The organism is Streptomyces sp. URMC 126 (assembly GCF_051386555.1).
Lineage (GTDB): Bacteria > Actinomycetota > Actinomycetes > Streptomycetales > Streptomycetaceae > Streptomyces.
Map to the genome: position 1 here is coordinate 1 of NZ_JBPQTX010000271.1, position 9,635 is coordinate 9,635.

Here is a 9,635-nt window from a genome sequence, read left to right on the forward strand (position 1 = left end):
GGTCGCGTGTTGGTGACCTGTGGCCGGCGGGGGCGGGGTCACGCGTCGGCGACCTTGTGGACGGCGGTGTCGTCCGGTTTCAGGGGCCGTCCGTCGGCGGACAGCACCTCCAGCGCGCGGAGCGGGCGGCCCCGGCGGCGGTCGACCAGCCGTGAGTGGGGTTCGCCGGGTGCGAAGAAGTGCTGTTCGCCCCACTGCCGCAGGGCCACGATGACGGGGAACAGCGCCTCGCCCTTCGGGGTCAGGACGTACTCGCGGTAGGCGCTGCCGTCCGAGGCGGGGACGGACGCGAGGACGCCGCCGGCCACCAGGGTGCGCAGGCGCGCGGTGAGGATGTTCTTGGCCACGCCGAGGCTGCGCTGGAACTCCCCGAACCGCCGGCTCCCGTCGAAGGCGTCCCGCACGATCAGCAGGGACCACCAGTCGCCGATCGCGTCCACCGACCGGGCGACGGGGCAGTCGCTGTCGTCGAAGCGTTTCCTGCTCACCATGGCGTCCTCACTCTCCTGATGGTTGCAACATGCTACCAAGCGGTTTACTGTCGGCCCCTCGGTAGCAAGTTGAAACCACAGTGGGGGGTGTCCATGCCCGGTGACGCCGGTGCCATGACGCGGCGGACGGCGGCGCGGGGACGGGAGGAGGGCCCGGCCCTCGCCCTGTCCCGGCGCGTCGTCGTCCTGTTCGCCGTCGCCTGCGGGGCGGCGGTCGCCAACGTCTACTTCGCCCAGCCGCTCCTGGTGACGATCGGCCGGGACCTCGCCATGAGCCCCGGGCTCGTCGGCGTCGTCGTCACCCTCACCCAGGTCGGGTACGGGGCCGGGCTCTTCTTCCTCGTGCCGCTGGGCGACATCGCCGACCGCCGACGGCTCATCGTGGGCCAGTTGCTCCTCCTGGTCGCGGCGCTCCTGGTGGTGGCCACCGCCCGCACGGCGGCGGTGCTGCTCGTCGGCATGGCGGCGGTCGGGATATTCGCGGTCGTCACGCAGACGCTGGTCGCCTTCGCCGCGTCCCTGGCGCCTCCCGCCGAGCGCGGACGGGTCGTCGGCCTGGTCACCAGCGGCGTGGTCGCCGGCATCCTGCTCGCCCGCACCGCGTCCGGCCTCCTGGCCGACCTCGCGGGCTGGCGCTCCGTCTACTTCGCCTCGGCGGCGCTCACCACCGTGCTCGCCCTGGTCCTGCACCGCATACTGCCGCGCCACCGCGCCGCCCCGCCGGCCCCCCTGGGCTACGGACGGCTCCTGCGCTCCACGGTCACCCTGTTCGCGCGGGAACGGCTGCCGCGACAGCGAGCCCTGTTCGGGCTGCTGGTGTTCGCCGCCTTCAGCACCCTGTGGAGCAGCGTCGCGCTGCCGCTCAGCGAGGCTCCGTACTCCCTGTCCCACAGCGCGATCGGCGCGCTGGGGCTGATCGGCGTCGCCGGCGCCCTCGCCGCGACCGCCGCGGGCCGCCTGAACGACCGCGGGCACTCCCGGCGGACCACCGGCATCGCCCTGGCGCTCCTCACCGTCTCATGGGTGCCCCTGGCGTTCACCCGCCACTCGCTGTGGGCCCTGTTCCTCGGCGTGATCCTCCTCGACCTCGCCGTGCAGGCGGTCCACGTCACCAACCAGACCCTGATCCACGCGCTGCGCCCGGACGCGGGCAGCCGGCTGATCGGCGGCTACATGGTCTTCTACTCGATCGGCAGCGCCACCGGCGCCGTCGCCGCGACCTCCCTCTACGCGACGGCCGGCTGGGGAGCGGTGTGCGCGCTGGGCGCGGCCTTCAGCTGCCTCGCGCTCGTGCTGTGGGCGTGCACGCGGCGTGACGGCCCGGGTGAGGTCGTCAAGGCGGCGTGCGGCAGCGGGAGTTGACGTCCTCCGTCGGGGCTTCGGTGAGGCGGGCCGGGCCGGGGGCTGCCGACAGCGACGGGGGTGCCGTTACCGGTTCACCGCGGCGGACGCTCCGCCGCACGGGCCCTTGCGCTGGAGGAGGGCAGGGGGACTGCCGCCGACGGGGGCGGTTCCCGCGCGTCCCGGCTTCCGCCGCCGGCAGCGTGCGGCAGCGGGAGTTGACGGCCTCCGTCGGGGCTTCGGTGAGGCGGGCCGGGCCGGGGGCTGCCGACAGCGACGGCGGTGCCGCCGCCGGTTCACCGCGGCGGACGCTCCGCCGCACCGGCCCTCGTGGTGAAGGAGGGCCGGGAGACCGCCGCCGACGGAGGCGGTTCGCGCGCCTCCCGGCTTCCGCCGCCGGCGGCGTGCGGCAGGAAGTTGACGGCCTTCGTAGGGGCATCGGTGAGGCGGGCCAGGCCGGGGGTGCCGCCACCGGCTCACCGCGGCGGACGCTCCGCCGCGCCGGCCCTCGTGGTGAAGGAGGGCCGGAGACCGCCGCCGACGGAGGCCGTTCCCGCGTCCCCCGGCTTCCGCCGCCGGCGTTCCGCGGGGTCAGAACGGCCGCCACCGCACCGTCGGATCGCCGTCCCGCAGGGACGCCGCCCTCCGACGGAACTCGGCCAGTGCCGCCGGGTTCCCCGGGGCGTGCTGGGCGACCCAGGCGCAGCTCGCCGTCTCGCGCGCGCCGCGCAGGACCGCGCAGCCGTCCCACTCGCGGACGTCCCAGCCGTAGGCGCGGACGAAGGCGTCGTAGGCCGCCGGGTCGAGACCGTAGCGGTCGCGGCTGAGTGCCATGACGACCAGGTCGTGTTCGCGCAGGTCGGCGGCGAAGGTCTCCAGGTCGACCAAGACGGGCCCGTCCGGCCCGACGTGGACGTTGCGGGTGAGCGCGTCGCCGTGGACCGGGCCCGGCGGGAGGTGCGGGACGAGCGCGGCGGCCGCCGCCGCGAAGCCGTCGCGCCGCTCCCGCAGGTACGCCGCGTCGGCCGGGTCGATGGCGTCCCCGGCCAGTCGCAGCCAGCGTTCCACCCCGCCGAGCAGGTCCCGCTCCGGGAGGCCGAAGTCCGGGGCGGGCAGGGCGTGGACGAGCCGGAGCAGTCCGGCCAGGTCCTCGGGGGTCGCCGGGCGGACGGCGTCGGGGAGCCGGTGCCAGAAGGTCACCGGATGCCCGTCCGCCGTCACCACGTCCGCCTCGGCCGGCCGCACGGCCGGAACGCCGCTCTCCGCCAGCCAGGCGGCCACGCGCAGTTCGCGGCGCGCGCGGTCGGCGAGCGAGGCGTGCCGCCCGACCTTCGCCACCAGGCCGCCGGCCGCGAACACCGCGTTCTCGCCCAGCGCGAGCAGCGTCGCCTCGCGTGCCGCCGGCTCTGTCATCCCGGCCTCCGCCAGGAGGGCGCGCGCCCGCCGCTCCGTGAATGCCGCCTCCGACACGTCGGCCACCGTCCGTATCCTCGCTCTCGTTCCGCCCTCCGGGACCGGAAGCGAGCGGTCGCGCCCGGCACTCCGGTGAGGGGTGTCCCCGGCATTCTGCCGTCTGCCGCCGCCCGGCCCGACACCGGCAACCGTCCACCGCGACCGCCAGCCGTCGAACATTCGTCCCCACGGACGGATCGCCGAGCGGGAAAGCGCGGGTGGCGACCGGTGGCGGGCCGGTACCGGCACCTCCCGCCCGTCCGGCCGCCGGACGACGGCACGCACGGGGGACCGACCGCCTGGTACGGTCCCCTCGGCCGCCGTGCCTCACCCCCACGGGGCACGGCGGCCACCCTTCCCCCCGCCGGGACACCCGTGCGACGGCGAACGGCGGCGGAACGCCCGGCGACTCCGGCGGCACCGCTCTTCCGGGCCGCATTAGGCTCCGATCACCCACGTGTGACTGGAGCACCGCATGACGACCGCGATACTCGGTTTCGCCCTCTTCTCCCTCCTGGTGACGGTCTCTCCCGGACCCGACCTCGTGCTCGTGCTGCGCAACTGCCTGCGTGGCGGGCGCCGGGCCGGTGCCGCCACCGGCCTCGGGGCGGCGGTGGGGTCCCTCGGCTGGGGCGTGGCCGCCGCCTTCGGACTGGCGGCGACACTCCAGCGCTGGGACGCGGCGTTCACCTTCGTCAAGCTCGCCGGTGCCGCCTACCTCGTCTTCCTGGGCGCCCAGGCGCTCTGGGCCCAGCGCCGCGCCGTGGCCCTCTCCCAGGAGCCGCCGCCCGCCCTGGTGCCCGAGGACGGCGCGCTCGGCGCCGGCGCGGCCTTCCGGCAGGGCGTGCTGAGCTGTCTGCTCAACCCCAAGGTCGGCGTCTTCTTCGTCGCCGTGGCGCCGCAGTTCCTGCCGGACGGCGCGTCCCCGCTCGCCACGACCCTCCTCTTCGGCGTGATCGACGCGGTCATCGCCGCCGCCTGGCTGCTGCTCGTGACCCTCGGCGCCACCCGCTTCATGACCTGGCTCCGCTGCCCCCGCGTCCACCGCAACCTGGAACGCGCCACGGGCGGCGTCCTGCTGGCCCTGGGGCTCGGGACGGCGGCCGAGTCCGTCTGACGGTCCTTCCGGCGGGGTGCCCGGGCACCCGGGGTCCCGCCGAACCCCGACGGCGGCGGACGTTCGCACCGGGTGCCGAGGGCGGCCGCTCAGGCGGTGAAGTCCGCCGCGTGCTCCTCGGCCCAGGTCGCGAAGGTACGGGCCGGCCGCCCGGTCAGCAGTTCCACGCCGGGCGCGACCCGGTCCGGAACGCCGTCCGCGGCCCGCCACGCGTCGAGCAGCGTGTCCGCGTACGCCTCCGGTACGAAGGCGGAGACCGCCTGCTTCCACTCCTCCGGGCTGACGGCCTCGACGGTCAGGGACCGGCCCACGGCGCGCCCGATGTGCTCCACGTGCTCCCGGAAGGTGAGCGACTCCGGCCCGGTGAGCGTGTGCCCGGTACCGCGATGGGCCTCGGACACGAGCACCGCGTGGGCGGCCTCGGCGATGTCCCGCTCATGGATGGAGGCGGAGTGCGCCTCGGGATAGGGGAGGCGGACGACGCCCTCGGAGCGGATGGCCTGGGCCCACCCGAGCGCGTTGGTGGCGAAGCCGCCCGGCCGCAGCGCGGTGGAGGGGATGGAGGACGCCGCCAGCGCCCGCTCGGCGTCCCGGTGGGTGTCGGCGATCGGGTTCCGGACGTCCTCCGGCACCAGCGCGGCGGTCGACGACAGCAGGACGATGTGCTCCACCCCGGCCCGCGCCGCCTCCGCGAGGAAGGCGTCGGCGTGCGACGCCTGCGCGTAGAGGAACACCGACGTCACACCGTCGAGGGCGGCGGGGAACGTCTCCGGCTCCCCGAGCGGGCACCGCACGGTGGGTGTCCCGTCCGGCAGGTCCAGCCGCTCGGGCGCGTTCGAGGCGACGCGGACCGGGCGGCCGTCGGCGAGGAGGAGGTCGACGAGGGCGCGGGCCACGCGGCCGCGGCCGCCGGTGATGAGAGTGGTCATCAGGGGAGAGCCTTCCGTAGCATCATGAGACGACGCAAAGCATGCGCCGCGCAAAGAGTGTGTCGCGCAAAGATCGACCGACGCAAGGGGATTTCATGGCGGACGACGGAGACCGTGTGCCGGGGCGCGCCGAACTGCTCGCGCGGATCGAGGCCGAGAGCCGCGGCCACTACGCGGTGTGGACCCTGTTCAACCAGGCGCTGGCCGACCACCTGGGCCTGCACCCCACCGACCTCCAGTGCGTCGGCGTCCTCGACGAGCAGGACCGCCCGCTGAGCACCGGTGAGATCGCCCGCCTCACCGGCCTCACCCCGGGTTCCGCCACCCGCCTCGTCGACCGCCTCATCAAGGCCGGCCTCGCCGAACGCCGCACCGACCCCGCCGACCGCCGCCGCGCCCTCGTCTCCCTCGCCCCCGGATCCCTCGCCACCGTCCGCGCGGCGTGGGACGAACCGAGCCGGGCCTTCGGCGAGGTGCTGGCCGGCTACACCGACGAACAGCTCGCCGTCATCGGCGACTACCTCCGCCGCGCGTCGGAAGTGGGCCGCGCCCAGGCGGAACGACTCCGAGCGGAGGCGGCGGGACGGAGGTGAGCCGTGCCCGGCCGGGCGGAGGCGGGCTCCGTCCGGTGGGGTCGGGGCGACCGCCGGTGGCCCCGGCCTAGGCCGCCGCGCGCTCCCCCGCCGTCCTGATGTCCGTACACGCTCCCTCCTCGTACCGCCGCACCAGCAGTGTCGCCACCTCCCGTGCCGCCCCCAGCGGCTCCGCCACCGCGTCGGCGCCCGCCGCGGCGGCGCCCGTGGCGATGCGGTCCGGGAGGCGGCCGGGGGCCAGGACGTAGCGGGCGACGGCGACGTGGGCGCAGCCCTCGGCGCGGAGGGTGCGGACGGCGTCCTCGGTGCGGGGGCCGCCGGCCGAGGCGAAGGCGGGGCGGACGGAGCGCCAGCCGGTGGACTGCCAGGTCCGGGCCAGGTTCTCGATCACCGCGGTGGCCGCCGGGTCGGAGGAGCCCGCGGCGGCCAGGACGACGCCCGTGGTGCGGCGGGCGTGCGCGGGGACGCCCGCCTCGCGCAGGCGCCGCTCCAGAGCGGTGAGAAGCAACGGCGACGGGCCCAGCACCGGCGCCTGACGGACGGTCATCTGCGGCGGCGTCGCGTCCCGCAGTACGGCCGGGACGTCCGTCGCCGCGTGGAAGGCGTGCGTCAGCAGCAGCGGTACGGCCACCGCCGCTCGTACCCCGGTCTCCGCCAGGCGGGCGAGGGCCGTCGGGACGTCCGGGGTGCGGAGGTCGAGGAAGCCGGCCGCGACCCGTACGCCCGGGAGGCGGGCCGCGACCCGGCCGCGCAGGGCGGCGACGGTCGCCGCGTGGCGCGGGTCGCGGCTGCCGTGGGCGACGAGGAGCAGCGCCGGGAGGGAGCCGGTCACTTCGCCGCCAGCCCGCGCGTGCGCAGCACCCGGCGTTCCAGGGGGCTGAAGACCGCCAGGTCGATGGCGATGCCGACGAAAAGGATCAGCAGGATGCCGAGCAGCACCCCCGGCATGTCGGAGTCGGTGCGGGCGTTCTCCAGGTACTGGCCCAGGCCCAGCCCCAGGTCGGGGGAGGAGGCGATGAGTTCCGCCGCCATCAGGGAGCGCCAGGAGAACGCCCAGCCCTGTTTGAGGCCGGCGATGTAGCCCGGCAGTGCCGCGGGCAGCAGGACGTGCCGTGCGCCCCGGGCCCCCGTCGCGCCCAGGGTGCGGCCGGCCCGTAGGTACAGCGGCGGCACTTGGTCGATGCCGGACACCAGCCCGTTGGCGATGGACGGGACGGCGCCCAGCAGGATCACCGCGTACATCGCCGCGTCCGTGATCCCCAGCCAGATGACCGCCGCCGGGACCCACGCCACCGAGGGCAGCGACTGAAGGCCGGAGAGGATGGGCCCGATGGCCGCCCGGACGAACGGCACTCGGGCCACCAGCAGGCCCAGCGGCGTGCCGAGGGTGAGCGCGGCGAGGAAGCCGAGCAGGCCGCGCGAGACGCTGGTCCAGATGATGTCGAACAGCGTTCCCTGCAGCCACAGTTCGCGCAGGCTGTGCCAGACGGCGGACGGGTCCGGCAGCTTGTAGTCCTCCGTGACCCCGGCGACGACCAGCAGCTTCCACACAGCGAGGACCAGGACGACGGCCGTGGCCGGCGGCAGCACCTTGTGCAGCAGCACCCGCCGCAGCGGCGGGCGTTCGACCGGGACGGCGTCCAGGGCGTCGAGCCCGGCCTCCAGCCCGGCGAGGTCGGAGGAGGCGGTCTCAGTGCTTGCCATGGCGGCGGATCTCCCCACGCAGTTCCTCGGTGATCTCCACGGACAGGTCGGCGACCGCCGCGTCCTCGATGCGGCGTGGCTGCGGGATGCCGACCGTCCACTCCCGCGCCACCCGGCCCGGCCGCGAGGACAGCAGGACGACCCGCTGCCCCAGCCGTACCGCCTCGCGCACGTTGTGCGTGACGAACAGCACCGACAGCGCGGTCTCCGACCAGATCCGGGTCAGCTCGTGGTGCAGCACGTCCCGGGTGATGGCGTCGAGCGCGGCGAACGGCTCGTCCATCAGCAGCAGCCGGCTGTCCTGGGCGAGGGCCCGGGCGAGGGCGACGCGCTGCCGCATACCGCCGGACAGCTCGTGCACCCGCTTGCGGTACGCGCCGCCGAGGCGGACGAGGTCGAGCAGCCGCTCGGCCTCCGCCCGCCGGTCCGCCCGCGGCACGCCGCGCAGCCGGAGGGCGAGCTCGACGTTGCGGCCCGCCGTCAGCCAGGGGAAGAGGGCGTGCTCCTGGAACATCAGCGCCGGCCGGCCGCCCGGCACGTCGATGGTGCCCGCCGACGGCCGGTCGAGCCCGGCGACCAGGTTCAGCAGCGTGGACTTCCCGCAGCCGCTGGCCCCCAGCAGGCAGACGAACTCGCCGGGGCGGACGTCGAGCGTGATGTCCTCCAGGACCGGACGGCCGTCGCCGGAGCGGCCGAAGTTCTTGTGGACGCGGTCGATCCGGACGGCGGGCGGCGGCGCGTCGCCGGCCGGTGCGAGGGGGGTGCCGGTGCTGCCGGTGGTCGTGGTGGTGGTCGTGGTGGTCGTGGTCGGGGCCATCCGGACCTCCTGGTGTGCGGTCGGTGGTGCGGGGACGTGTCGTACGCCTACTGCCGGCCGAGCCCCGCCGCGTCGACGGGCGGCCTGCCCTCGGCCTTGAGGACCTTGTTGAGCGGAGCCAGGTCGTAGATGCCGGACAGGTCCGGCTTGTCCAGCAGGCCGGCGGCGACCGCGTGGTCGGCCTCGGCCCGCAGGGTGGCCGCCAGCGGGTCGTCGGTGGTGCGGATGGACGCCCACGCCGGGTCGAGCACGTCGGCGGGCAGCGCCTTGCCGGACAGCTTCCTCAGCGCCGCGTTCGCGGACGCCTTCGCCTTCGCGGGGTTCGCCGCGATCCAGGCGTTGGTGCGGACCGAGCCGCGCAGCACGGCTTCGACGACGTCCGGGTGCCGTTCGAGGAACGTCCGCGACACGATGACGTTGGTGATGACGAACTTCCCGCCCGGCCACAGCGACGCCTCGTCCAGCAGCACCTTGCCGCCCTCGGCCACCAGCTTCGACGCCGTCGGCTCCGGCACCCACGCGCCGTCCACCGAACCGGACTTGAACGCGTCCGGGGTGATCTTGTTATCCGTCCGCACCACCGACACGTCGCCCTTGCCGCTCTTCGGGTCCACCTTCCAGCCCCGGCCCGCGATCCAGTGGAGGAAGGCGACGTCCTGGGTGTTGCCCTTCTGCGGGGTGGCGATCCGCTTGCCCTTGACGTCGTCGAGGGAGCGGATCTTCTTCGGGTCGACGACGAGCTTGACGCCGCCGGAGGCGGAACCGGAGACGATCCGCAGGTTCTCGCCCTTGGACTTGACGTAGCCGTTGATCGCCGGCGAGGGGCCGATCCAGCCGATGTCGATCGAGCCGGCGTTGAGCGCCTCGATCTCGGACGGGCCCGCGTTGAACGTGGTCGACTTCAGCTTGGTGCCGCCCAGTTCCTTCCGCAGGATGCCCTCCTGCTCGCCGACGAGCGGGGTGGCGTGCGTGATGTTGGGGAAGTAGCCGATGGTGACGGAGTCGGCCGAGAGCTTCGGCGCGCCCTCGGCGGCCTGCCCGGCGGGGCGCGTCTCGTCCTTCGCGGAGCCGTAGCCGCAGGACGCCAGGGCCAGGGAGAGAGCCAGGGCCAGGAGGGGAACGGCGGCCGCGCGTGGTCGGCGGCGGGCGGAGGCGGGCATGCGGGGGGTTCCTCTCGGCCTGTCTCTTATA

General features: G+C 75.2%; 10 protein-coding genes. 3 read left to right on the top strand and 7 right to left on the bottom strand.

The window, feature by feature from the left end:
* Positions 1-38: 38 nt before the first annotated feature.
* On the bottom strand, positions 39-491 hold the full coding sequence (locus tag ACSNOK_RS25890; RefSeq protein ID WP_436783182.1) for a winged helix-turn-helix transcriptional regulator: 453 nt from the start codon (positions 489-491) through the stop codon (positions 39-41).
* Between the two features lie 114 nt (positions 492-605).
* Between ACSNOK_RS25890 and ACSNOK_RS25895 the strand changes: the two genes are divergently transcribed.
* Positions 606-1,853 (top strand): MFS transporter, encoded by a 1,248-nt coding sequence (locus ACSNOK_RS25895; protein WP_436783190.1) that lies wholly within the window; start codon positions 606-608, stop codon positions 1,851-1,853.
* 570 nt (positions 1,854-2,423) lie between these two features.
* Here the strand turns inward: ACSNOK_RS25895 and ACSNOK_RS25900 are convergent.
* Positions 2,424-3,245, bottom strand: a complete 822-nt coding sequence (locus ACSNOK_RS25900) for a phosphotransferase enzyme family protein (protein ID WP_436783191.1) — start codon at positions 3,243-3,245, stop codon at positions 2,424-2,426.
* A gap of 514 nt (positions 3,246-3,759) precedes the next feature.
* On the opposite strand from ACSNOK_RS25900, the gene ACSNOK_RS25905 reads away from it, so the two are divergent.
* A complete protein-coding gene (locus ACSNOK_RS25905) occupies positions 3,760-4,401 on the top strand; it encodes a LysE family translocator (protein ID WP_436783183.1) in 642 nt (213 codons plus the stop codon).
* A gap of 89 nt (positions 4,402-4,490) precedes the next feature.
* On the opposite strand, the gene ACSNOK_RS25910 is transcribed toward ACSNOK_RS25905, so the two are convergent.
* Positions 4,491-5,330 (bottom strand): NAD(P)H-binding protein, encoded by an 840-nt coding sequence (locus tag ACSNOK_RS25910; protein WP_436783184.1) that lies wholly within the window; start codon positions 5,328-5,330, stop codon positions 4,491-4,493.
* A 95-nt stretch (positions 5,331-5,425) separates the two neighbouring features.
* Between ACSNOK_RS25910 and ACSNOK_RS25915 the strand changes: the two genes are divergently transcribed.
* On the top strand, positions 5,426-5,923 hold the full coding sequence (locus ACSNOK_RS25915) for a MarR family winged helix-turn-helix transcriptional regulator (protein ID WP_436783185.1): 498 nt from the start codon (positions 5,426-5,428) through the stop codon (positions 5,921-5,923).
* A gap of 67 nt (positions 5,924-5,990) precedes the next feature.
* Here the strand turns inward: ACSNOK_RS25915 and ACSNOK_RS25920 are convergent, their stop codons facing one another.
* From ACSNOK_RS25920 to ACSNOK_RS25935, 4 genes are read right to left on the bottom strand one after another with little or no spacing between them, the layout of a single operon-like run.
* On the bottom strand, positions 5,991-6,755 hold the full coding sequence (locus tag ACSNOK_RS25920; RefSeq protein ID WP_436783186.1) for a sirohydrochlorin chelatase: 765 nt from the start codon (positions 6,753-6,755) through the stop codon (positions 5,991-5,993).
* A complete protein-coding gene (locus ACSNOK_RS25925) occupies positions 6,752-7,627 on the bottom strand; it encodes an ABC transporter permease (protein WP_436783187.1) in 876 nt (291 codons plus the stop codon). Before ACSNOK_RS25925 ends, ACSNOK_RS25920 begins: the two co-directional genes overlap by 4 nt.
* Positions 7,614-8,444 carry an ABC transporter ATP-binding protein gene (locus ACSNOK_RS25930; protein WP_436783188.1) on the bottom strand — a complete coding sequence of 277 codons (831 nt, stop codon included), beginning with the start codon at positions 8,442-8,444 and terminating at the stop codon, positions 7,614-7,616. The genes ACSNOK_RS25925 and ACSNOK_RS25930 overlap by 14 nt, the downstream gene beginning before the upstream one ends.
* A gap of 47 nt (positions 8,445-8,491) precedes the next feature.
* Positions 8,492-9,604: an aliphatic sulfonate ABC transporter substrate-binding protein gene (locus ACSNOK_RS25935; RefSeq protein WP_436783189.1), complete on the bottom strand. Its 1,113-nt coding sequence runs from the start codon at positions 9,602-9,604 to the stop codon at positions 8,492-8,494.
* Positions 9,605-9,635 lie beyond the last annotated feature (31 nt).

Coding starts and splice junctions, on each gene's coding strand:
- ACSNOK_RS25915 (WP_436783185.1), top strand. CDS start 5,426: ATGGCGGACGACGGAGACCGTGTGCCGGGGCGCGCCGAACTGCTCGCG.
- ACSNOK_RS25890 (WP_436783182.1), bottom strand. CDS start 491: ATGGTGAGCAGGAAACGCTTCGACGACAGCGACTGCCCCGTCGCCCGG.
- ACSNOK_RS25900 (WP_436783191.1), bottom strand. CDS start 3,245: ATGACAGAGCCGGCGGCACGCGAGGCGACGCTGCTCGCGCTGGGCGAG.
- ACSNOK_RS25930 (WP_436783188.1), bottom strand. CDS start 8,444: ATGGCCCCGACCACGACCACCACGACCACCACCACGACCACCGGCAGC.
- ACSNOK_RS25910 (WP_436783184.1), bottom strand. CDS start 5,330: ATGACCACTCTCATCACCGGCGGCCGCGGCCGCGTGGCCCGCGCCCTC.
- ACSNOK_RS25905 (WP_436783183.1), top strand. CDS start 3,760: ATGACGACCGCGATACTCGGTTTCGCCCTCTTCTCCCTCCTGGTGACG.
- ACSNOK_RS25925 (WP_436783187.1), bottom strand. CDS start 7,627: ATGGCAAGCACTGAGACCGCCTCCTCCGACCTCGCCGGGCTGGAGGCC.
- ACSNOK_RS25895 (WP_436783190.1), top strand. CDS start 606: ATGACGCGGCGGACGGCGGCGCGGGGACGGGAGGAGGGCCCGGCCCTC.
- ACSNOK_RS25935 (WP_436783189.1), bottom strand. CDS start 9,604: ATGCCCGCCTCCGCCCGCCGCCGACCACGCGCGGCCGCCGTTCCCCTC.